Origin of the sequence: Roseateles sp. So40a, assembly GCF_048081605.1 — a bacterium.
In the GTDB taxonomy this organism is placed as follows: Bacteria; Pseudomonadota; Gammaproteobacteria; order Burkholderiales; family Burkholderiaceae_C; genus Roseateles.
In genome coordinates this window covers 258932-279443 of record NZ_CP182288.1, presented here as the reverse complement: position 1 = coordinate 279443, position 20512 = coordinate 258932, and the positions used below count along the sequence as shown (strand labels likewise).

Annotated in this window: 22 protein-coding genes and 1 tRNA gene; 14 read left to right on the top strand and 9 right to left on the bottom strand. The window is 67.8% G+C overall.

Translation table 11 applies throughout. The features are described from left to right. The first annotated feature begins 205 nt into the window (after positions 1-205). From ACNI65_RS01245 to ACNI65_RS01210, 8 genes are all read left to right on the top strand, one after another. Complete coding sequence (locus ACNI65_RS01245) at positions 206-1183, top strand: polyprenyl synthetase family protein (protein ID WP_416760737.1); 978 nt, start codon at positions 206-208, stop codon at positions 1181-1183. Positions 1184-1210: 27 nt separating this feature from the next. Then, positions 1211-1287, top strand: a tRNA-Pro gene (locus ACNI65_RS01240). Positions 1288-1590: 303 nt separating this feature from the next. After that, the gene (gene pilB, locus ACNI65_RS01235) at positions 1591-3324 is read left to right on the top strand and encodes a type IV-A pilus assembly ATPase PilB (protein WP_416760736.1); all 1734 of its coding nucleotides are present in this window, start codon (positions 1591-1593) and stop codon (positions 3322-3324) included. Positions 3325-3449: 125 nt separating this feature from the next. Continuing rightward, positions 3450-4688 carry a type II secretion system F family protein gene (locus ACNI65_RS01230; RefSeq protein WP_416760735.1) on the top strand — a complete coding sequence of 413 codons (1239 nt, stop codon included), beginning with the start codon at positions 3450-3452 and terminating at the stop codon, positions 4686-4688. Between the two features lie 3 nt (positions 4689-4691). Further along, a complete protein-coding gene (locus tag ACNI65_RS01225; RefSeq protein WP_416760734.1) occupies positions 4692-5648 on the top strand; it encodes a prepilin peptidase in 957 nt (318 codons plus the stop codon). A gap of 19 nt (positions 5649-5667) precedes the next feature. Then, complete coding sequence (gene coaE, locus ACNI65_RS01220; protein ID WP_416760733.1) at positions 5668-6261, top strand: dephospho-CoA kinase; 594 nt, start codon at positions 5668-5670, stop codon at positions 6259-6261. 75 nt (positions 6262-6336) lie between these two features. Next, positions 6337-7092, top strand: coding sequence for a cell division protein ZapD (gene zapD, locus ACNI65_RS01215; RefSeq protein WP_416760732.1), 756 nt, complete (start codon positions 6337-6339; stop codon positions 7090-7092). Positions 7093-7104: 12 nt separating this feature from the next. After that, positions 7105-7314: a DNA gyrase inhibitor YacG gene (locus ACNI65_RS01210; protein ID WP_416760731.1), complete on the top strand. Its 210-nt coding sequence runs from the start codon at positions 7105-7107 to the stop codon at positions 7312-7314. On the opposite strand, the gene ACNI65_RS01205 is transcribed toward ACNI65_RS01210, so the two are convergent. The 3 genes from ACNI65_RS01205 to tal form a co-directional block, all read right to left on the bottom strand. Next, on the bottom strand, positions 7315-7935 hold the full coding sequence (locus ACNI65_RS01205) for an HAD family hydrolase (protein WP_416760730.1): 621 nt from the start codon (positions 7933-7935) through the stop codon (positions 7315-7317). A gap of 74 nt (positions 7936-8009) precedes the next feature. Beyond that, positions 8010-9638, bottom strand: coding sequence for a glucose-6-phosphate isomerase (pgi, locus tag ACNI65_RS01200; RefSeq protein WP_416760729.1), 1629 nt, complete (start codon positions 9636-9638; stop codon positions 8010-8012). After that, a complete protein-coding gene (gene tal, locus ACNI65_RS01195) occupies positions 9635-10585 on the bottom strand; it encodes a transaldolase (protein ID WP_416760728.1) in 951 nt (316 codons plus the stop codon). Before tal ends, pgi begins: the two co-directional genes overlap by 4 nt. 239 nt (positions 10586-10824) lie before the next feature. On the opposite strand from tal, the gene zwf reads away from it, so the two are divergent. Together zwf and ACNI65_RS01185 are read left to right on the top strand one after the other, a co-directional pair. Continuing rightward, positions 10825-12270, top strand: a complete 1446-nt coding sequence (zwf, locus tag ACNI65_RS01190) for a glucose-6-phosphate dehydrogenase (protein ID WP_416760727.1) — start codon at positions 10825-10827, stop codon at positions 12268-12270. Between the two features lie 7 nt (positions 12271-12277). After that, a complete protein-coding gene (locus tag ACNI65_RS01185; RefSeq protein WP_416763540.1) occupies positions 12278-13138 on the top strand; it encodes a MurR/RpiR family transcriptional regulator in 861 nt (286 codons plus the stop codon). 74 nt (positions 13139-13212) lie between these two features. Here ACNI65_RS01185 and ACNI65_RS01180 read toward each other — a convergent pair whose 3' ends face one another. The 6 genes from ACNI65_RS01180 to ACNI65_RS01155 form a co-directional block, all read right to left on the bottom strand. Then, positions 13213-13542 (bottom strand): STAS domain-containing protein, encoded by a 330-nt coding sequence (locus ACNI65_RS01180; protein ID WP_416760726.1) that lies wholly within the window; start codon positions 13540-13542, stop codon positions 13213-13215. A 4-nt stretch (positions 13543-13546) separates the two neighbouring features. Next, positions 13547-14185, bottom strand: a complete 639-nt coding sequence (locus ACNI65_RS01175) for an MlaC/ttg2D family ABC transporter substrate-binding protein (RefSeq protein WP_416760725.1) — start codon at positions 14183-14185, stop codon at positions 13547-13549. A 115-nt stretch (positions 14186-14300) separates the two neighbouring features. Beyond that, positions 14301-15380, bottom strand: a complete 1080-nt coding sequence (locus ACNI65_RS01170) for a VacJ family lipoprotein (RefSeq protein ID WP_416760724.1) — start codon at positions 15378-15380, stop codon at positions 14301-14303. After that, positions 15377-15865: an outer membrane lipid asymmetry maintenance protein MlaD gene (gene mlaD, locus ACNI65_RS01165; protein WP_416760723.1), complete on the bottom strand. Its 489-nt coding sequence runs from the start codon at positions 15863-15865 to the stop codon at positions 15377-15379. The genes ACNI65_RS01170 and mlaD overlap by 4 nt, the downstream gene beginning before the upstream one ends. A 67-nt stretch (positions 15866-15932) precedes the next feature. Beyond that, the gene (gene mlaE, locus ACNI65_RS01160) at positions 15933-16712 is read right to left on the bottom strand and encodes a lipid asymmetry maintenance ABC transporter permease subunit MlaE (RefSeq protein ID WP_416760722.1); all 780 of its coding nucleotides are present in this window, start codon (positions 16710-16712) and stop codon (positions 15933-15935) included. Beyond that, positions 16709-17551, bottom strand: a complete 843-nt coding sequence (locus ACNI65_RS01155; protein ID WP_416760721.1) for an ABC transporter ATP-binding protein — start codon at positions 17549-17551, stop codon at positions 16709-16711. Before ACNI65_RS01155 ends, mlaE begins: the two co-directional genes overlap by 4 nt. Positions 17552-17798: 247 nt before the next feature. On the opposite strand from ACNI65_RS01155, the gene ACNI65_RS01150 reads away from it, so the two are divergent. From ACNI65_RS01150 to ACNI65_RS01135, 4 genes are read left to right on the top strand one after another with little or no spacing between them, the layout of a single operon-like run. Next, a complete protein-coding gene (locus ACNI65_RS01150; RefSeq protein ID WP_416760720.1) occupies positions 17799-18260 on the top strand; it encodes a type IV pilin protein in 462 nt (153 codons plus the stop codon). Beyond that, complete coding sequence (locus ACNI65_RS01145; RefSeq protein ID WP_416760719.1) at positions 18254-18886, top strand: pilus assembly FimT family protein; 633 nt, start codon at positions 18254-18256, stop codon at positions 18884-18886. Before ACNI65_RS01150 ends, ACNI65_RS01145 begins: the two co-directional genes overlap by 7 nt. Further along, a complete protein-coding gene (locus ACNI65_RS01140; RefSeq protein ID WP_416760718.1) occupies positions 18883-19284 on the top strand; it encodes a type IV pilus modification PilV family protein in 402 nt (133 codons plus the stop codon). Before ACNI65_RS01145 ends, ACNI65_RS01140 begins: the two co-directional genes overlap by 4 nt. Position 19285: 1 nt before the next feature. Beyond that, positions 19286-20470, top strand: coding sequence for a PilW family protein (locus ACNI65_RS01135; protein WP_416760717.1), 1185 nt, complete (start codon positions 19286-19288; stop codon positions 20468-20470). The last annotated feature ends 42 nt before the right edge of the window (positions 20471-20512 follow it).

Genomic DNA, 20512 nt, shown 5'->3' with positions numbered 1-20512 from the left:
CCAAGAAAAAACACCGCATAAAGATGCGGAGCCCGATAATGTAGCACAGCCACCCGCATTCATGCAAACCCTGAGAGGCCGCGAAGCCCGCAGCCACGGGCTTCCCGAGCATCGGCGTGCGCAGGAGGTCACGGCGCGGTCCGACCCTCGCGCGGGCCTTCCTATAATCCGCGCTTCCCCTCACCGTGAGTTCAGAGTGCAGCCCATGGCCTCTACCCCAGTTGCCGAGGTCCTCGAGGCGCTGAATGCGCAGATGAACGAAGTCGACGCCGTGATCGCGCAGCGGCTTCGCTCGGACGTGGCGCTGATCAATCAGATTTCCGCGTACATCATTCATGCCGGCGGCAAGCGGATGCGCCCGAAGCTGGTGCTGATGTTCGCCAACGCGCTGGGCGCGGACTCCCCCGCCAGCCGCGAGCTCGCGGCGGTGGTCGAATTCATCCACACCGCCACGCTGCTGCACGACGACGTCGTCGACGAGTCGGCGCTGCGCCGCGGCAAGCAGACGGCCAATGCACTGTTCGGCAACGCGGCCAGCGTGCTGGTCGGCGACTTCCTGTATTCGCGCGCCTTCCAGATGATGGTGTCGGTCAACCGGATGCGCGTGCTGGAAGTGCTGGCCGACGCGACCAACGTGATCGCCGAGGGCGAGGTCCTGCAGTTGATGAACATGCACGACCCGGATGTCGCGGTGGACAGCTACCTGCGCGTGATCCGCTACAAGACCGCCAAGCTCTTCGAGGCCAGCGCCCGCCTGGGCGCGGTGCTGGCCGACGCGCCACAGGACCTGGAAGACGCGTGCGCCGGCTACGGCCGCGCGCTGGGCACGGCCTTCCAGCTGATCGACGACGCGCTCGACTACGAAGGCACCAGCGAATCGCTGGGCAAGAACGTCGGCGACGACCTGCGCGAGGGCAAGCCCACGCTGCCGCTGCTGATCGCGATGGAGCGCGGCACCGACGAGGACCGCGCGCTGATCCGTCACGCGATCGAGCACGGCGAGGTCGAGCGCCTGCAGGACATCGTGCAGATCGTGCGACGCACCGGCGCGCTGGAGGCAACGCGTGAGGCCGCCCGCGCGGAGGTCGCACAGGCGATACAACATTTGTCGTCGCTCCCTCTTTCCAAGTGGAAAGAAAGCCTGCTAGAATTTGCGGCTCAGTCGGTGGAGAGAAGTTCTTAAGAACAACCCTCGATCGAGTGACCAAAACGGGGTGTAGCTTAGCCTGGTAGAGCGCTACGTTCGGGACGTAGAGGCCGGAGGTTCGAATCCTCTCACCCCGACCAGGACATCGACAAACGCCGCGAATCGTAAGGTTCGCGGCGTTTTTCATTGCGCGCTGCAAACACGCAGCCAGCAGGAGCGCGTGACGCGGGGTCAGGACTTGCGGCAGCGCTCGAGGCGCCAACGTGGGGTCTCGCACATTTCGGTCTCAATTTCCAGTGACCAAGGCCGATATTGCAGGAAGTTGCACGAAGCGTCTGACTTCGGCGAATGCCGGGAGCACCCCTGGCGCCGGCCCTGCGTTCATGGGGGTAAAGTGAGGGGCAGTTCCGGCGCCCGCGCCGGCATCCGGCAAGACCCAACCGATGGCGATACCCGTGGACACCACATTGGCCGAACCTCCTCAGTCCGCGCTCTCCGGCGTGGCGCGCGTGCTCGTGCACGCGGGCAAGCTGAAGCCGCAGGCGGCCGAGGATCTGGTCAAGCTCGCGCGGGAGAAGAAGACCAGCTTCGTCAACGCGGTGATGGCCTCCGGCACGGTCACGCCCACGGACCTGGCGCACACGCTGTCGCACGCGCTCGCGCTGCCGCTGATGGACCTCAACGCGGTCGACGCGCACAAGCTCCCGCAGAACATCATCGACGCCAAGCTGGCCGCGCAGTACCAGGTCGTGGTGCTGGCGCGCCGCGGCAACCGGCTGTTCATCGGCGGGGCGGACCCGACCGAGCAGGAAGTCGTCGAGCGCATCAAGTTCGCGACCCAGCTGACGCCGGAATGGATCATCGTCGAGCACGACAAGCTCGCGAAGCTGCTGGGCATCACGGCGGCCTCGGCCGCGGAGGCGCTCGAGGCGATCGCCGGCGAGGACTTCGACTTCGACATCGCCGAGGAAGAGTCGGCGCCACAGGAAGAGACGCAGGAGGTCACCGACGTCGAGGACGCGCCGGTCGTGCGCTTCCTGCAGAAGATGCTGGTGGACGCGATCAACATGCGGGCGTCCGACCTCCACTTCGAGCCCTTCGAGTACCACTACCGCGTCCGCTTCCGCGTCGACGGCGAGTTGCGCGAGATCACGCAGCCGCCCATCGCGATCAAGGACAAGCTGTCCTCGCGGATCAAGGTGATCTCGCGGCTGGACATCTCCGAGCGCCGCGTGCCGCAGGACGGCCGCATGAAGCTGAAGTTCGGCTCCAAGGCGATCGACTTCCGGGTCTCGACGCTGCCGACGCTCTTCGGCGAGAAGATCGTGATCCGGATCCTGGACCCGTCCTCGGCCAAGCTGGGGATCGAGGCGCTGGGTTACGAGAAGATCGAGAAGGAACGGCTGCTGCACTGCATCCACCGCCCCTACGGGATGATCCTGGTCACGGGACCGACGGGCTCGGGCAAGACGGTGTCGCTGTACACCTGCCTGAACATCCTGAACCAGCCCGGCACGAACATCTCGACGGTCGAGGACCCCGCGGAAATCAACCTGCCCGGCATCAACCAGGTCAACGTCAACGACAAGGCGGGGCTGACCTTCTCCGCCGCGCTGAAGGCCTTCCTCCGTCAGGATCCGGACATCATCATGGTCGGTGAGATCCGGGACCTGGAGACCGCCGACATCGCCATCAAGGCCGCGCAGACCGGCCACATGGTGATGTCGACGCTGCACACCAACGACGCGCCGACGACGCTGACGCGTCTGCTGAACATGGGCGTGGCGCCGTTCAACATCGCCTCCAGCGTGCTGCTGATCACCGCGCAGCGTCTGGCGCGGCGCCTGTGCGAGAACTGCAAGGCGCCGGCGGAATATCCTCGCGACGCACTGCTGCGCGCGGGTTTCGTGGAGGCGGACCTGGATGGCAGCTGGAAGCCGTACAAGGCCGTGGGCTGCTCGAATTGCAACAATGGTTATCGTGGACGTGTCGGTCTTTACCAAGTGATGCCCATCAGCGAGGCAATCCAGCGGATCATCCTGTCCGAGGGAACGGCCATGGACATCGCCGAGCAGGCGCGCGCGGACAACGTGCGTGACCTGCGGCAGTCGGGGCTGGTGAAGGTCCGGGCGGGCGTCACGACACTGGAAGAGGTGCTGGCGGCCACGAACGAGTGACACCGGGAGCACAGCGCGGCGCTTGAAGGCGCCGCGTTCGCGCGTCTGGCGTCCGGCCACCGGATCGGTTCGAACGATTCAAAGATTGGGAGCGCCAGCCCGCTGGCGCGACGGCAGGAGGTGATATGGCAACGACCACCGCGGGCGCGAAAAGCGCGGCCAACAAGGGCATCAAGGAATTCGTCTTCGAATGGGAAGGCAAGGACCGCAACGGCAAGATCGTTCGCGGGGAGATGCGCGCCGGCGGCGAGGCGGTGATCAGCGCGTCGCTGCGCCGCCAGGGCATCCTGGTCACCAAGGTCAAGAAGCGCCGCAGCTCCGGCGGCAAGAGCATCAAGCAGAAGGACATCGCCGTGTTCACGCGCCAGCTGGCGACGATGATGCGCGCGGGCGTCCCGCTGCTGCAGGCCTTCGACATCGTGGCGCGAGGCAGTCCGAACCCCCGCCTGACCAAGCTGCTGAACGACATCCGCCAGGACGTCGAGACCGGCACGTCGCTGTCGACGGCGTTCCGCAAGCATCCGCTCTACTTCGACGCGCTGTACTGCAACCTGGTCGAGGCCGGCGAGCAGGGCGGTATCCTGGAAGCGCTGCTGGACCGGCTGGCGATCTACCAGGAAAAGACCGTCGCGCTGAAGGGCAAGATCAAGTCGGCGATGACCTACCCGATCGCGGTGATGGTCGTGGCCTTCGTCGTGACCGCGGTGATCATGATCTTCGTGATCCCGGCCTTCAAGGACGTGTTCAAGTCCTTCGGCGCCGACCTGCCGGCCCCCACGCTGTTCGTGATGGCGATGTCGGAGATCTTCGTCTCCTACTGGTACATCATCTTCGGCGCCATCTTCGGCGGGCTGTACTTCTTCTTTCAGAGCTGGAAACGCTCCGAGAAGATGCAGAAGTTCATGGACCGCCTGCTGCTGAAGGTGCCCATCTTCGGCCAGCTGATCTACAAGTCCGCCGTCGCGCGCTGGACGCGCACGCTGGCGACGATGTTCGCCGCGGGCGTGCCGCTGGTGGAAGCGCTGGACTCGGTCGGCGGTGCCTCGGGCAACGCCGTCTTCGTCGAGGCGACGGAGAAGATCCAGCGTGACGTGTCGACTGGCGCGTCGCTGACGACCTCGATGCAGACGACCGGCATCTTCCCGGTGATGGTGCTGCAGATGGCGTCGATCGGCGAGGAATCGGGCTCGCTGGACCACATGCTGGGCAAGGCCGCCGACTTCTACGAAGAAGAGGTGGATGACGCCGTGAAGGCGCTGTCCAGCCTGATGGAACCGCTGATCATCGTGTTCCTGGGCGGATTGATCGGGGGCATCGTCGTGTCGATGTACCTGCCGATCTTCAAGCTCGGCGCGGTGGTCTGAACGATGTGGGAGTTCCTGACGGACCCAGCGGTGCTGGGTCTGGTCCTGTCGCCGCTGTACCTGGGCCTGATCGGCCTGTGCGTGGGCAGCTTCCTCAACGTCGTGATCTACCGGACGCCGGTGATCCTGCACCACGAGTGGCTGGGCGAATGCGCCGAGCAACTGGGGCGTCAGGACGAGGTGCGCCAGTACACCGGCCTGGATGCCGCGGCGACCGAGCGTCTGGCGCAAGCCGCGAAGCCGATGGGCGAGGCACTCGAGCGCCAGGGCCCCTTCTCTCTCGTGCGGCCGCGTTCGCGCTGCCCGCACTGCGGCCATCAGCTGCGTTGGCATGAGAACCTGCCGCTGATCGGCTGGCTGCGGCTGCGCGGCAAGTGCGCGTCGTGCCAGGCGCCGATCTCGCCGCGTTATCCCTTCGTCGAGCTGCTGACCGGCCTGCTGTTCGCGGGCATCGCCTGGCGACTGGGTCCGCAGCCGGCGGTGCTGCTGTACTGCGGTTTCGCGGCGACGCTGGTCGCGCTCGCGGGCATCGACTGGGACACCACGCTGCTGCCCGATCAGCTCAACGGACCGCTGCTGTGGTTCGGCCTGGTCGCCGCGTGGATGGGCTGGATCCCGGTGAGCCTGTCCAGCGCGATGCTGGGCGCGGTGGCAGGTTACCTGTCGCTGTGGACGATCTACTGGGCCTACAAGCTGCTCTTCAACAAGGAGGGCATGGGTTACGGCGACTTCAAGCTGCTAGCCGCGCTGGGCGTGTGGCTGGGCTGGCAGATGCTGATCCCGGTGGCGCTGATCGCCTCGGTCATCGGCGCGATCGTCGGGCTGGGCCTGAAGTTCAGCGGCGGACTGCGCGAAGGCCGCTATGTGCCCTTCGGTCCCTTCCTCGCGGGCGGCGGCCTGACGGTGCTGCTGATCGGGACCGGCGAGGTCTCGCGCTGGCTGGGGCTGACCGCCCTCTGAGCGGGCGGGAGCGGTTTCCATGCGCATCGGTCTGACCGGCGGCATCGGCAGCGGCAAGAGCACGGTCGCAGCGGCGCTGGTGGAGTTCGGCGGCGCGTTGCTCGTGGACACCGACGCCATCTCGCGCGCGCTGACCTTGCCCGGCGGCGCGGCGATGCCGACGATCGAAGCGCGCTTCGGTCCGGCATTCGTGACGGCGGAGGGCGCGCTGGATCGCGCGGCGATGCGCGAGCTGGCGTTCCGCGATCCACAGGCCAAGCGGGCGCTGGAAGCCATCCTCCATCCGATGATCGGCGCGGAGACCGCGCGTCAGGCGGGGCTCGCCGCGGCGGGACAGCGGATCGTGTTCGATGTCCCGCTGCTGGTGGAATCCGGCCGCTGGCGACAGCAGGTGGACCGCGTGCTGGTAGTGGACTGTCCGGAAGACACGCAGGTGGCGCGCGTGATGGCGCGATCGGGCCTGGAGGAGGCGGCGGTGCGCGCGATCGTGGCACAGCAGGCGACGCGGGCTCAGCGGCGGGCCACGGCGGACGCGGTGATCCACAACGAAGGATTGAGCCTGGCGCAACTGCGCGAAGAGGTCCGGCAACTGCTGACCCGTCCCATGTTCTGACCACCCCTCACCCGGTCGGGGTGATGCGGCGACGCACTGTGGAACAATGGCCCCTTGCCGCAAAGGGATGTCGACTTGGTCCTCTACGAATACCCGTTCAACGAGAGCATCCGCACGATGCTCAGGCTGGAACACCTGTTCGATCGGCTGGGACAGCTGATGGCGCGGGACACCGCGCTGGATCACCACTACGCGCTGGCCACCATCTTCGAGGTGATGGATGTCGCGTCGCGGGCGGACCTCAAGGCGGACCTGCTGAAGGACCTCGAGCGTCATCGCACGCAGTTCAACGGCTACCGCGGCAATCCGGCGGTGTCCGAGGCGGTGCTGGACGAGGTCGTGGGGCGGATCGATGCGGCCTTCGACAAGCTCAACCAGTTGCCGGGCAAGGCCGGGCACACGCTCACGACCAATGAATGGCTGATGAGCATCCGCAGCCGGATCTCCATCCCGGGCGGCACCTGCGAATTCGACCTGCCGGCGTATTACGCGTGGCAGCAGCTGCTGCCGGTGCGGCGTCGCAATGACCTGATGCAGTGGGCGCAGACCCTGATGCCGATGGCCGAGGCGCTGAACGTGCTGCTGGGCCTGCTGCGCGACAGCGGTTCGCCGCACAAGGTGGCGGCGCATGGCGGGCAGTATCAGCAGAGCCTGCCGCCGGGGCGGAGTTTCCAGTTGCTGCGCATGCGGATCGATCCGAGCCTGGGCCTGGTGCCCGAGATCAGCGGACACCGGCTGATGGTGTCGATCCGATTGATGAGACAGGACGAGGACGGGCGCTTGAAACCGGCGCCGGTGGACGCCACGTTCGAACTGACTTTGTGTTCCTGACAGCTGTAGGTCATGACCGAGAGATTCATTCCCGCCACGCCGGCGCCGCGCATCGTTCCCTGCCCCACCTGCGGGGGTGACAGCCTGTTCTCGCCGAGCAACGTCTGGCGTCCGTTCTGCAGCGAGCGCTGCAGGCAGATCGACCTGGGCCACTGGTCCGACGAATCGTTCCGGATGGCCGCTCCGCCGACAACGGTCGACGAAGACGACGCCTCGAAGTAATCAGGCCGGCAGCAGTTCCCGACGCACGAGATCCTGACGCGCCAGTTCCGGCGTGGTGAACAGGTGCGCCTGCCAGCCGAGTGCCTTGGCGGCGGCGATGTTGGCCGGATGGTCGTCGAGGAAGAGCACGTCCTCGGCCTTCGCGTCGAACTGCGCAAGCGCGAGGTCGAAGATCGCCTGCGAGGGCTTGGACTGCTTGACGCGTCCCGAGAACACGCCCGACACGAACCAGTCCTTGAGCGGGAAGGTCTGCTCGAGGTAGTCCGCGTAGGGCTCCGGCATGTTGGACAGGAAGTGCAGCGTGTGGCCCTGCGCCTTCAATTCCTGGATCAGCGTCGCGGTGCCCTCGATGAGCTGGAGCTCCGTAGGCACGGCGTCCATGACGGCGACGATCTCCTCGCGGGGCCAGCCCGTGCGGGCGTGGATGCGATCGGCAGTGGTGGCGGCGTCGATCAGGCCCTGATCGAAGGCGCCCCAGTCGCCGCTGTAGTCCTGGAACAGGTCCTTGGCGAGGGCGGCGCCCTGGATCTCATCGGCGGCGCGATGGCCCCAGACGCGGGCGAGGAAGCTGGGCGGGTGCCAGCGGAACAGCACGGCGCCGAAGTCGAACACGATTTTCATCGGTGAGGTTCTCTACTGCTTGGAATCGGAGAAGGCGATCAGGGAGAAGGCGATCATCGGGCGACCGGAGAGCTTCAGCCCCGCACCTTGGCCAGCAGGCCGGCGGTGGAGCCGTCCAGGCCCGAGGCGTCGCCGCTGCCCAGACGGGGCAGCAGGCTGTTGCACAGGGCCTTGCCGAGCTCCACGCCCCACTGGTCGAAGCTGTTGATGTTCCACACGGCGCCGCTGACGAACACGCGGTGCTCATAGAGCGCGATCAGCGCGCCCAGCGACGACGGGGTCAGCGCGTCCAGCAGCAGCGTGGTGCTGGGCCGGTTGCCGGTGAAGCTGCGATGGCGCGCGAGCACGTCGGGATCGAGGTCCTTGGACGCGGTCGGAGCGGACTCCGCTCGCGCGGCCTCGGCCGTCTTGCCCTGCATCAGCGCCTGCGACTGCGCCAGGCAGTTGGCGAGCAGCTTCACGTGCTGGTCCTGGAGCTTGTCCAGCAACTCACCGCCGATGTGCGCGCCGAAGTTGGGCGTCTTCACCGCGATGAACTCCACCGGGATCACATCGGTGCCCTGGTGCAGCATCTGGAAATAGGCGTGCTGGCCGTTCGTCCCGGCCTCGCCCCAGACCACCGGGCTGGTGGCGAAGCTCAACGGGTCGCCGGCGCGGTCCACGCCCTTGCCGTTGCTTTCCATCTCCAGCTGCTGCAGGTAGGCCGGCAGCCGGCGCAGGCCCTGGTGATACGGCGCCACCGAACGGCTGGTGAAGCCGTGGAAGTTGCGGTACCAGACGTCCAGCAGACCCAGCAGGACCGGCAGGTTCCGGTTCAGCGGCGCGGTGCGGAAGTGCTGGTCCATCGCATGCGCGCCGGCCAGCAGCGCGCGGAACTGCGCCGAGCCGATCGCGATCGCGATGGGCAGCCCGATCACCGACCACAACGAATAGCGACCGCCGACCCAGTCCCAGAAGCCGAAGGTGGTGTCGATGCCGAACTCGGCCGCCGCGGCCGCGTTGCTCGTGGTGGCGGCGAAGTGGCGGGCGATGTCGGTGCCGCCGTTCTGCAGGAACCAGGCCTTGGCGGCGCGCGCGTTGGCCAGAGTCTCCTGCGTCGTGAAGGTCTTGGAGGCGACGATGAACTGCGTCGTCGCCGGGTTCAGGTCGCGCAGCACCGGGGCCAGGTCGTGCCCGTCGACGTTGGACACGAAGTGCAGCTTCAGACCGGCCGGCACGTAGGACTGCAGCGCCTGCACGACCATCGCGGGGCCCAGATCCGAGCCGCCGATGCCGATGTGCACGACGTCGGTGATGCCGCTCGCGGCCCGATCGCGCACGCCGTCCGCGAAGGCCAGCATGCGGTCCAGCGAGGCCTGCACCTCGTCCGAGAACGGCCCCTGCCCGGCCGGCGCGCGCAGCGCCGTGTGCAGCACCGCGCGGCCTTCGGTCGCGTTGATCGGATCGCCGTCGAAGAGCGCCTCGCGTTGCGACTCGAGCTGCACGTCCCGGGCCAGCTGCAGCAGCAGCTCCAGCGTGCGGGTGTCGATGCGGTTCTTCGACAGATCCGCGAACACCTCCGGCGCCTGCAGCGACCAGGCCGCGAAGCGGTCCGCGTCAGCCGCGAAGGCCTGGCGCACGTCGAACGCGCGGCCGGATTGCTGGAAATGGCTTTGCAGGGCCGCCCAGGTCGGGCTGCGGTCGCAACGCGGGAACTCGGTCATCGCAGGCTTTCGATCATCTGATCCAGCTTGCCGGCATCGGCGGCAAACAGGCGGATGCCTTCGGCCAGCTTCTCGGTGGCCATGGCGTCCTGGTTGAGGGCGAAGCGGAAGGCCGCCTCGTTGAAGGAGACCTTGGGCAAGTCCAGGGCCTTGGCGGCATCGGCATCGAGCGCCAGCGTCAGCGGGGCCTCGCTGGCCTGCAGCTGGGCCAGCAGGTCGGGGCTGATCGTCAGCAGGTCGCTGCCGGCCAGGGCCTGGATCTGGCCGATGTTGCGGAAGCTCGCGCCCATGACCTCGGTCTTGATGCCCTGCTTCTTGAAGTAGTTGAAGATCGCCGTCACCGACTTCACGCCCGGGTCGTTGACGCCAGCGTTGGCGGCCTCGTCCCAGTTCGCGCCGGCGGACTTCTTGTACCAGTCGTAGATCCGGCCGACGAAGGGCGAGATCAGCTGGATGCCGTTCTCGCCGCAGGCCACCGCCTGGCAGAACGAGAACAGCAGCGTCAGGTTGGTGTGGATGCCCTCGAGCTCCAGCTCGCGCGCGGCCTGGATGCCCTCCCAGGTCGAGGCGATCTTGATCAGCACGCGCTCGCGGCCGATGCCGGCGGCTTCGTACATCTGGATCAGGCGGCGCGCGCGCGCCAGCGTGGCGACGGTGTCGAAGCTCAGACGCGCGTCGACCTCGGTGGACACGCGGCCCGGCACGACCTTCAGGATCTCCAGGCCGAAGGCCACCAGCACCTTGTCCACGATCAGGTCCAGCGCGTCGGTCTTGTTGGCCGCGACGGTGTCCTCGAGCAGGTGGGCGTAGTCGGGCGACTGCACGGCCTTGAGGATCAGCGACGGGTTGGTCGTCGCATCGCGCGGCGTGAACTGCGCCAGCTGCTTGAAGTTGCCGGTGTCGGCGACGACGGTGGTGAAGGCCTTGAGTTGTTCGAGCTGGTTCATGAGCGTGGGCGCCAGGGGCGGTCGGGAACGGACGGAACGCATCGGGGAACGGGCCTTGCCCGTGCAGGAGCCCTCGACGCGGACGGGGAAACCCCGTATTAGAACTGCTCGCGGGGACTCCCCTCGCTGGTGCGCCGCACGTTGACCGGCCCAAGAAACTGGGGCATCATAATTCCGGTAACTCCGTTACATCAAGACATCGCCAACAACTCTTACGCCCGGATGCGGGCGCCGCGCCCATGTCCTTCGATCTCGTCTTCTTTGGTGGCACTGGTGACCTGACCTGGCGCAAGCTGATGCCCGCGCTCTTCCAGGCCTTCCGCCACGGCAAGCTGCCCGAGGGCGGCCGCATCCTGGCCGTCGCCCGCGACGAGCAGACCGACGAGCGTTATCGCGAGTGGCTCAAGGAGCGCTTCCAGGAAGTCGAGGCCGGCAAGCGGCCCAACGACGAGGAGTTCGCGCGTTTCTCCGAGCTGGTGCATTACCGCCGGATGGACCTGTCGCAGCCCGACCATTACGCGCGGCTCAAGGAATGGCTGGGCGAGCGCAACGCCGACACGGTCGTGTTCTACCTGGCCACCAGCCCTCACCTGTTCACGCAGATCTGCCAGCAGCTCGGCGCCGCCGGCCTGAACGGTGACAACGTGCGCGTGGTGCTGGAGAAACCGCTGGGCCACGACCTGGCCAGCGCGCAGGAGATCAACCGTGTCGTGCGCTCGGTGTTCGCCGAGACGCAGGCCTTCCGCATCGACCATTACCTGGGCAAGCCCTCGGTGCAGAACCTGATGGCGCTGCGCTTCGGCAACGCGCTGTTCGAGCCGCTGTGGCGCCGCGAGAGCATCGCCAACATCCAGATCACGCTGGCCGAGGGCCTGGGCGTGGGCACGCGCGGTCCGTTCTACGACGGCACCGGCGCGCTGCGCGACATGATCCAGAACCACGCGCTGCAGCTGCTGACGATGATCGCGATGGAAGCGCCCTCGTCCAACGACGCCGACGCGATCCGCGACGAGAAGCTCAAGGTGCTGCGCGCGCTCAAGCCCTTCACCGCCGAGAGCGTCGCGCGCGACGTGGTGCGCGGCCAGTACCGCGCCGGAAATGTCGACGGCAAGCCGGTGCCGGGCTATCTCGACGAGGGCAAGATCCCCGCGGACAGCCACACCGAGACCTTCGTCGCGCTCAAGACCGAGATCCAGAACTGGCGCTGGGCCGGCGTGCCCTTCTACCTGCGCACCGGCAAGCGCCTGGCCGCGCGCGACGCGCAGATCGTCATCAACTTCCGTCCGGTACCGCACCCGATCTTCCCGGGCAGCAGCTGCCCCAACCGGCTGATCATCAAGCTGCAGCCCGAGGACGGCCTGGAGCTGCAGCTGATGGCCAACAAGGGCGGCTCCAGCACCGAGGCGCTGAGCCCCGTGTCGCTGGACCTGGACTTCGACAAGGCCTTCGCCCACACCCGCGTGGGCGCCTACGAGCGCCTGCTGCTGGACGCCATCGCCGGACGCCTGAACCTGTTCGTGCGCAGCGACGAGCAAGAACAGGCCTGGCGCTGGGTCGAGCCCATCCTGAATTTCTGGAAGCAGGACAGCACCGGCCCGCGCACCTATGTCGCGGGCAGCTGGGGTCCGCCGGCGTCCAGCGCGCTGGTGGCGCGCGACGGGCACTCCTGGATCGAGGAATGCTGACGTGAGCATGCTGGAACGCGTCAAGGCCGCGCTGCCCGCGCTGCCGCCCGCCGAGCAGCGTGTGGCCAAGCTGCTGCTCGCCGATCCCCGCTCGTTCGCGAGCCTGCCCGTGAGCGAGCTCGCGGATCGCTCCCATGTCAGCAAGCCCACGGTCGTGCGCTTCTGCCGCAGCGTCGGTTACGACGGACTCGCCGACTTCAAGCTGAAGCTGGCCGGCAGCGTCAACGAGGGCGTGCCCTTCGTGCACCGCGCCGTGGACGAGGACGACAAGCCGGGCGACCTGATCGTCAAGGTGGTCGACAACGCGGTCGCCGCGCTGCTCCATTACCGCAACGACGCCGCGAGCCATGCGTTCGAGCGCGCCATCGCCGCGTTGTCCGAGACCGCGCGGCAACGCCAGCGCATCGAGTTCTACGGCGTGGGCAACTCGGGCATCGTCGCGCAGGACGCGCAGCACAAGTTCTTCCGGCTCGGCGCCAACACCTTCGCCTGCGCCGACGGCCATGTGCAGCTGATGAGTGCCACCATGCTGGGCCCGGGCGACTGCGCGGTGATCATCTCCAACTCGGGCCGCAGCCGCGACCTGATGGACGCCGCCGAGATCGCCCGCAAGAAGGGCGCGACGACGATCATCATCACCGCCAGCGGCTCACCGCTGGCACAGCTGGGGCAACTGCCCGGCCAGGTGCTGCTCGCCGTTGACCACCCCGAGGACTACGACCGCTACAGCCCGATGGTGTCGCGCCTGCTGCACCTGATCGTCGTGGACGTGCTCACGACCGGCGTGGCGCTGCGCCTGGGCGAGAACCTGCGCCCGATGCTGCAGGAGATCAAGCGCAACCTGCGCACGAAGCGCTACGCGCAGTAGCGCGCTCGCGGCCGGAAAGACCAACGGGCCGCTGATGCGGCCCGTCGTTGCTTGTGGAGAGCGCGGAAGAACGCTCAGGCCGCCTTGGCGTCGACCGTCTCCGCCGGCACCGCCGCGTCCGCCCAGAACAGGTGTTCCAGCGCGTACACGCGGGCCAGCTCGCGCAGCTCACGCGGCGCGTTGAGCAGCGTCAGCTGCCAGCCATCCTGGCCGCACAGCCGCAGCGCGCTCAGCAGCAGGCTCAGCGCCGCGGAGTCGAAGTCATTCAACCCGCTCGCATCCAGGCTGATGCCGCGCCCGGCGGCATTGCCGACCTGCGCCAGCTCGGCCCGCAGCGCGGCCTCCAGACGCGCCCATTCGTCAGGCGCGTTGTCCAGGCGCAGCCGCGACGGCAGCTTCAACATGAGCTCAGCCCTTCTTGGCCGGAGCCGGCGCCGGACGCGCGTTGCGCTCGGCCAGCGACTTGATCAGGCCGTCGATGCCCTTGGCGTTGATCTCCTGCGCGAAGCTGTTGCGGTACTGGTCCGCCAGCCAGATGCCCAGCACGTTCACGTCGTAGATCTTCCAGCCGGCATCCGTCTTCTCGACGCGGTAGTCGAGCTGGATCGGGTCGCCCTTGCCGCGGATCTCGGTGCGCACGACGACTTCGGTGTCCTCGGGCGCGGCGCGCATCGGCTTCATCGCGATGGTCTGGTCCTTCACCTGCGTCAGCGCGCCGGCATAGGTGCGCACCAGCAGGGTCTTGAACTCGTCCTGCAGGCGCTGCTTCTGCTCGGGCGTGGCCTGGCGCCAGAAGCGGCCCACGGCCGACGACGTGATGCGCTGGAAGTCCACATGCGGCATCACCTTCTGGTTGACCAGCTCCATGACCTTGTTGACGTCACCGCCCTGGATGGCCTTGTCGCTCTTGACCGCGTCCAGCGTCTCGATCGACAGCTGACGGATCAGTTGGTCCGGCGCGGAGGCATCCGCGGCGAACGAGGCCAGCGGGCTCAGCGCGGCGATCGACACGATCGCGTTCAGCAGCAGTCGTTTGGTGGCAATCATGGGTGTCCTTTCTCTCTCTTCATGACAGGGACCCGGCCACAACGTGGCAAGTCCCATACCGGTTCACCGGCCGCCCCCGCGGGCGTTACCGGTTGTTGCGACGCTGAATTCGAGCTCAGCGATCGCTCTGCGGGTTGACCGGCTTCTCGTCCGGCGAGATGACTTCGTAATCGTCGTCATCCTCTTCCTGTTCCTTGCGCGTCTTGATGTTGCGGCGCTGCATGTAGGCGTCGCGCACGAAGGTGTACTTGTCCAGCGCGATGCCGTCGAGCATGTCGGTCACACGCAGCAGGTTGGCCCGCGTGTTGATGATCTGCAGCGCGGAGATCGCGAACTTGTATTCGCCGTCGTCGACCAGGTAGGCCGGCGAGTAATAGATGTTGACCGGCAGCGTCACCGAGTCGCGCAGCGACGACGGACCCAGCAGCGGCCACACGATGTACGGTCCGGTCTTCACGCCCCAGTAGCCCAGCGTGCGGCCCAGGTCCTCGGAGGTCTTCTCCAGGCCGGCGGGCGTGGCGATGTCGATCAGGCCGGCCAGGCCGAACACCGAGTTGACCGCCACGCGCATGGTCTGCGTCGCGCCGTTCTTGAAGCGGCCCTGCAGGAACAGGTTGACCGCCGACCAGGCGTCCGAGAAGTTGCCGAAGAAGTTGTCCACGGCCTGGCGCGCGGGCTGCGGCACGAGGTCCGAATACGCCGTGGCGACCGGACGCAGCACGTTCTCGTCGAGCTTCTCGTTGAAGTTGAAGACCTTGCGGTTCCAGTTCTCCCACGGGTCGTAGCGGTTGCGCACGCGCGGTCCGGGCGCGGCGTCCGAGGCGGACGCGGCAGCAGCGGCCCCGGCCTGACCCGCGGCCGCGGTGTCAGCCGCCGAGGCGGCATTGGCCGGCGGCGTGGCCTGGTCCTCGGCATCGGCCGAGGCGTCCTTGGATTCCTTCGCCTCGGGCGCGTCCTTCGCGTCCTCGGCGGCTTGGTCGGCGCCGGTCGGCACCGCGGCGCGCAGCGCGTCCTGGGCGGCCAGCCCGATCGGTGCGGCCAGCGCGAGATCCAGCGGCGGTGCGATCAGGGGATCGGCGGCGGACTGCGCCATCGCGGGCGCGGCCGCGCCCAGCAGGGCCGCGCTCAGCAGCGCCGCGGCGAGCTCGGTCCGTGCGGCGCCGCGCGCGCGTGCGGCCATGGGGGTGGTGGTCATTGTTTCTCTCCCGAGGCCGGTGCCGCGGAGGCATCGGCCGCCTTGTTATAGAGGAACTGGCCGATCAGGTTCTCCAGCACCACCGCCGACTGCGTCTGCGTGATGATGTCGCCCGCGGCGAGGTTCTTCTCGGCCGCGCCCGGTTCCAGTCCGATGTATTGCTCGCCCAGCAGACCCGAGGTCAGGATCTTGGCCGAGCTGTCCTTGGGGAACACCGGTCCCTGCGTCATGTTCAGGATCACGCGGGCCTGGAAGGTCTTGTCGTCGAAGCTGATCGCTCCGACCCGACCCACCACGACGCCGGCGCTCTTGACCGCCGCGCCGGGTTTCAGACCGCCGATGTTGTCGAACTTGGCGGTGACGGTGTAGGTGTCCTGGAAGTTCAGCGTGAGCAGGTTGCCGGCCTTCAGGGCCAGGAACAGCAGGGCGGCGCCACCGAGCAGCACGAAGAAGCCGACCAGCGCGTCATAACGAGAGGATTGCATCAGGCAACTCCAAAGATCTCTTGAATTCTTGAATCCGGATGGGAGCGATCGATCGCGAGAGCGCGGGTCAGATCGAGAACATCATGGCGGTGAGGATGAAGTCCAGGCCCAGCACGGCCAGCGAGGACAACACCACGGTGCGCGTCGTCGCCTGCGACACGCCTTCGGGCGTGGGTTTGCAGGCATACCCCTGCAGCAGCGCGACGAAGCTGACGGTGATGCCGAACACCACGCTCTTCACGAAACCGTTGCCGACGTCCTTGAACACGTCCACGCCGCCTTGCATCTGCGACCAGAACGAGCCGGCGTCGATGCCGATCAGCGGCACGGCCACCAGCCATCCGCCGATGATGCCCACCGCCGAGAACACCGCCGCCAGCAGCGGCATCGCGATCACGCCGGCCCAGAAGCGCGGCGCGAGCACGCGCTGCACCGGGTCGACGGCCATCATCTCCATGGCGCTGAGCTGCTCGCCGGCCTTCATCAGGCCGATCTCGGCGGTCAGCGAGGTGCCGGCGCGTCCGGCGAACAGCAGCGCCGCGACGACCGGGCCCAGCTCCCGCACCAGGCTCAGCGCGACCAGCAGGCCCACCGCCTCGGCCGAGCCGTAGCGCTGCAGCGTGTAATAGCCCTGCAGCGCCAGCACGAAGCCCACGAACAGGCCCGACACGCCGATCAGCGACAGCGAGCGGTTGCCCAGGAAGAAGATCTGCTCGCGCACCAGCACGAAGCGGCGCAGGCAGGCGCCCAGGTGCAGCAGCAGCGCGCCGAGCAGCCGCGCCGACCAGCCCCAGTCGCCGAGCTTGCCGCGCAGGCCGCGGCCGATGGAAGTCGCCAGGCCGATCATGCGGCGGTCTCCTGCGGCAGGCCGAAGTCCTCGCGGACCGGCTTGGCGGGCTGGTGGAAACGCACCGGACCGTCGGACTGCGCGTTGACGAACTGGTGCACCAGCGGATCCTGACTGTTGCGCAGCTCGTCGGGCGTGCCCTGGGCCACGACGCCGCCGTTGGCCACCATCACGACGTGGTCGGCGATGCCGAAGGTTTCATGGATGTCGTGAGAGACGATCACGCTGGTCAGGCCGAGCGCGTCGTTGAGGTCGCGGATCAGCCGGGCCGTCACGCCCAGCGAGATCGGGTCCAGGCCCGCGAAGGGCTCGTCGTAGAGCACCAGGTCGGGGTCCAGCGCGATGGCGCGCGCCAGCGCCACGCGGCGCGCCATGCCGCCCGACACCTCGTTGGGCATCAGGTCGCGGGCGCCGCGCAGGCCGACGGCATTGAGCTTCATCAGGACCAGGTCGCGGATCATCGGTTCGGACAGCCGGGTGTGCTCGCGCAGCGGGAAGGCGACGTTCTCGAAGACGCTCAGGTCGGTGAACAGCGCGCCGAACTGGAACAGCATGCCCATGCGGCGACGTTGCGCGTACAACGCGGTCTGGTCCATCGGCGCCAGGTCCTGTCCGTCGAACAGCACCTGACCGGTCTGCGGGCGCAGTTGCCGGGTCAGCAGCCGTAGCAGCGTGGTCTTGCCGCCGCCCGACGAACCGATCAGCGCCAAGACCTTGCCGCGCGGCAGGCTGACGTTCACGTCCTTGAGGATGACCCGGTCGCCATAACCGACGGTCACACCCTTCACTTCAATCAGTGGGCGGACGTTATTGGATGAATTGGGATCAGTGAATGCCATTTCCTAGGGATCGATCCGGACGATGCCGGGCGGCAGGCGTCCGGGAGCCGGGATCATAGGGTAAAGCCCGAATTGATGCCGGAGGACACCTGGGGCGGGGGTTGTAAATGTGACAAGTGGTCGACATCCCGACCGTGACACACGTCACGACCCAGGTTCGCCGAGAGACGGGCGGAATGCGAGGCACGACGAGCGGCCTCGCGTTTTGGCGCCTGATATCGATAATTTCCGCAAAAAGGAGCGCTACATGCTTGGGAACCTTGGGACTTCTCGGACCACCTTCTCCGCCGCCCGCCGCGGCTTCACGCTGATCGAGGTGATGGTGGTCGTGGCCATCATCGGCATCCTCGCGGCGATCGCGCTGCCGGCCTACCGCAGCTACGTGATCCGGGGTCAGCTGACCGACGCGGTCTCCGGCCTGACCCTCACGCGGGCCAACCTGGAGCGCTACTACCAGGACTTCCGCACCTACCAGACGGTGACGGGCGTGGGCACCAGCCCCTGCAGCTCGCTCAGCCCCGTGGGCACGTTCACGCTGTCGTGCACGACGCTGACCGCCAATACCTACGTGGTCACGGCGACGGGCTCCGGCAACACGGCCGGCTTCACGTTCACCGTGAACCAGGCCGACGCGAAGTCCACCGTGGGTCCCGGCACCGGCTGGACCTGCACGACGAAGTGGATCACGCGCAAGGGCGACACATGCTGACCCACCTCCGGCCAGGCACGCGCGGCCTGACGCTGATCGAGCTGATGATCGTCGTGGCGGTCATCGCGCTGGGCACCGCCCTGGCGCTGCCGGGCCTGCGCACCTGGACCGCCAACGCGCAGATGCGTTCCAGCGCGACGGCGCTGCAGGCCTCGCTCAAGCTGGCGCAGTCCGAGGCGGTGCGCAGCTTCCGCCAGGTCGTCTTCTTCCGGACGTCGGACACGACCTGCTCCCCCAACGCCACGGCAGACGCGGCCGGCGCGCGCTGGATCGTCAAGGTCCTGCCGCTGACGACCGGCGGCACGGCCTTGGCCACGCAATGCGGCGTGATGCTGGACAACGCCGAGAACTTCACCGTCACCGGCCCCACCGCCGTGTGCTTCGGCGCCAACGGCCGCCCGCTGCAGCTCACGACGAGCCAGACCGGCGTCGGCGCGGCCTGCTCCAGCGGCACCAACGGCCGGATCATCTACGGCCTGGCGCCGACCGTGACGACCGCCAACCTCAAGCAGCTGCAGGTGTGGCTGACGCTGGGCGGCTCGGTCCGCACCTGCGAGAAGACCCGCCAGCTGTCGGACACCGTGCTCGACGGCTGCCCCGAAATCAACCTGGCGCCCACCTCATGACCACGACTTCCGAACGCCGCCTCGGGCGGCGCCGCGCGCGCGGCATGACGCTGATCGAGGTGCTGTGCGCCATCGTCATCATGACCGTTGGCCTGCTGGGCCTGATGACGCTGATGGCCCGCGCCTCGCAGGCCACCGGCTCCACCGACGACAACCAGCGCGCGGCCACGCTCGCCAACGAGATCGCCAGCGAGATGTGGCTGCAGCGCACGGTATCGCTGCCCTCGGCCACGGTCACCGCCTGGAACGCCCGCGTGGCCGATCCGACCGGCATGGGCCTGCCCGGGGGCGTCGGTGCGATCACCACCGCCAACAACGTCGCGCGCATCACCATCACCTGGACGCCGCCTGACGGCACGCCGCACCGCTACTTCACCGACGTCCGGCTGACCTACTGACATGACGCTGCACCCCACCCCCGCCCGGGTCGCCGCACGCGGCTTCTCGCTGATCGAGCTGATGGTCTCGATGGTCATCGCCTTGACGGTGATCGTCGCGATGACCATGGTCTCGGCCCGTTTCGAGACCAGCAAGCGCCAGGACGCGACGACGTCCGACCTGGCGACCAACTCCGGCTACCTGGCCTACGACTTCGACCGTCAGCTGCGCAGCGCGGGCTCGGGCTTCACCGCGGTGAACCGCGCCGAGATCTTCGGCTGCGCGCTGTACGCCTCCAAGGCCAACGCGCGCATCCTGCCCGCCCCGAGCGCCTTCCCCGCGCCCTTCGCCACCGTGGACACCACGGTGCGCATGCTGCCGGTGCTGGCCTTCGCCGGCGCGGGCAGCGGCGGCTCCGACGTCCTGCAGGTCATGACGGGCACCGGCGGCGTCGGCGAGACGTCCTCGCAGATGCGCCTGCGCAGCGCCACCGCCGCCAACTTCCGCCTGACCACCACCGTGGGCATCCGCGGCGACGACCTGCTGCTCGTCACCGAGAACGGCCGGCCCTGCATGCTCGAGCAGGTCACCTCGACCTACACCGGCGGCCTCTCGCAGCAGGTCGACCTGGCCGGGTCGTATTACGCAAGCGCCATCGGCACGGAGTCGATCACCGACCGCTCCACCGGCGCCACCGCCAACGCGGCCGTGCTGGGCAACGCCACCAACGGCAACCCGCCCAAGCTGATGCTGCTGGGCGTGAGCGACGCGAACCAGCTGGTGCGCTACGACCTGCTGCGCTTCACCAACGGCGACAGCGAGGCCCCGGTGCCGCTGAGCGACGGCGTGGTCGACATGCGCGTGCGTTACGGCGTGGACACCACTGGCACGCCCGACGGCATTCTCGACGCGTGGGTCGCGCCCACCGGCGGCACCTACGGCAGCGCCGCGCTGAATGCCGGCACGACCGCAGCGACGGCGACCATGGGCCGCATCCTCGCGGTCAAGGTCAGCCTGGTGCTGCGATCGGAGTTCCGCGAGACCAAGGACGCCACGGACGTCACGGTCGCGCCGGCCACGATGACGATGTTCCCCAGCCTGCCGACCTCGCTGCAGGTCAATTACACGGTGACCGACCGCTCGCGCCGCCATCGCGTCCTCGAGTTCACCATCCCGCTGCGCAACACGCTGGCCAACGTCCGCTGAGCCGGGAATACCCATGAGTCACCGCTCCCACCTCCGCCCCCG

Coding starts and splice junctions, on each gene's coding strand:
- ACNI65_RS01245 (WP_416760737.1), top strand. CDS start 206: ATGGCCTCTACCCCAGTTGCCGAGGTCCTCGAGGCGCTGAATGCGCAG.
- pilB (WP_416760736.1), top strand. CDS start 1,591: ATGGCGATACCCGTGGACACCACATTGGCCGAACCTCCTCAGTCCGCG.
- ACNI65_RS01230 (WP_416760735.1), top strand. CDS start 3,450: ATGGCAACGACCACCGCGGGCGCGAAAAGCGCGGCCAACAAGGGCATC.
- ACNI65_RS01225 (WP_416760734.1), top strand. CDS start 4,692: ATGTGGGAGTTCCTGACGGACCCAGCGGTGCTGGGTCTGGTCCTGTCG.
- coaE (WP_416760733.1), top strand. CDS start 5,668: ATGCGCATCGGTCTGACCGGCGGCATCGGCAGCGGCAAGAGCACGGTC.
- ACNI65_RS01210 (WP_416760731.1), top strand. CDS start 7,105: ATGACCGAGAGATTCATTCCCGCCACGCCGGCGCCGCGCATCGTTCCC.
- ACNI65_RS01205 (WP_416760730.1), bottom strand. CDS start 7,935: ATGAAAATCGTGTTCGACTTCGGCGCCGTGCTGTTCCGCTGGCACCCG.
- pgi (WP_416760729.1), bottom strand. CDS start 9,638: ATGACCGAGTTCCCGCGTTGCGACCGCAGCCCGACCTGGGCGGCCCTG.
- tal (WP_416760728.1), bottom strand. CDS start 10,585: ATGAACCAGCTCGAACAACTCAAGGCCTTCACCACCGTCGTCGCCGAC.
- zwf (WP_416760727.1), top strand. CDS start 10,825: ATGTCCTTCGATCTCGTCTTCTTTGGTGGCACTGGTGACCTGACCTGG.
- ACNI65_RS01185 (WP_416763540.1), top strand. CDS start 12,278: ATGCTGGAACGCGTCAAGGCCGCGCTGCCCGCGCTGCCGCCCGCCGAG.
- ACNI65_RS01180 (WP_416760726.1), bottom strand. CDS start 13,542: ATGTTGAAGCTGCCGTCGCGGCTGCGCCTGGACAACGCGCCTGACGAA.
- ACNI65_RS01175 (WP_416760725.1), bottom strand. CDS start 14,185: ATGATTGCCACCAAACGACTGCTGCTGAACGCGATCGTGTCGATCGCC.
- ACNI65_RS01170 (WP_416760724.1), bottom strand. CDS start 15,380: ATGACCACCACCCCCATGGCCGCACGCGCGCGCGGCGCCGCACGGACC.
- mlaD (WP_416760723.1), bottom strand. CDS start 15,865: ATGCAATCCTCTCGTTATGACGCGCTGGTCGGCTTCTTCGTGCTGCTC.
- mlaE (WP_416760722.1), bottom strand. CDS start 16,712: ATGATCGGCCTGGCGACTTCCATCGGCCGCGGCCTGCGCGGCAAGCTC.
- ACNI65_RS01155 (WP_416760721.1), bottom strand. CDS start 17,551: ATGGCATTCACTGATCCCAATTCATCCAATAACGTCCGCCCACTGATT.
- ACNI65_RS01150 (WP_416760720.1), top strand. CDS start 17,799: ATGCTTGGGAACCTTGGGACTTCTCGGACCACCTTCTCCGCCGCCCGC.
- ACNI65_RS01145 (WP_416760719.1), top strand. CDS start 18,254: ATGCTGACCCACCTCCGGCCAGGCACGCGCGGCCTGACGCTGATCGAG.
- ACNI65_RS01140 (WP_416760718.1), top strand. CDS start 18,883: ATGACCACGACTTCCGAACGCCGCCTCGGGCGGCGCCGCGCGCGCGGC.
- ACNI65_RS01135 (WP_416760717.1), top strand. CDS start 19,286: ATGACGCTGCACCCCACCCCCGCCCGGGTCGCCGCACGCGGCTTCTCG.